At 45.9% G+C, this 305-nt stretch carries 1 tRNA gene; it reads left to right on the forward strand.

The features are described 5' to 3' along the window. Positions 1–80 precede the first annotated feature (80 nt). Positions 81–156, forward strand: a tRNA-Glu gene (locus GVK32_RS28780). Positions 157–305: the final 149 nt, after the last annotated feature.

Below are 305 nucleotides of genomic sequence, written 5' to 3' on the forward strand. Positions count from 1 at the left end.
AAGAACCTGCCTTTGTAGTGTCCACACAGATTGTCTGATGAAAAGTAAATAGCAAGGCGTCTTGCGATTGAGACTTCAGTGTCCCCTTCGTCTAGAGGCCCAGGACACCGCCCTTTCACGGCGGTAACAGGGGTTCGAATCCCCTAGGGGACGCCACTTGCTGGTTTGTGAGTGAAAGTCGCCGACCCCCATATCTCAAAACTAACTCAGTGAGTTATGTTTGAGATATTTGCTCTTTAAAAATCTGGATCAAGCTGAAAATTGAAACGACACACTGTTTCCTTTCTCCGTAATAAGAAAGGAAA

It is taken from the genome of Klebsiella sp. 18074, assembly GCF_902705905.1.
GTDB classification, from domain to species: Bacteria; Pseudomonadota; Gammaproteobacteria; order Enterobacterales; family Enterobacteriaceae; genus Klebsiella; species Klebsiella terrigena.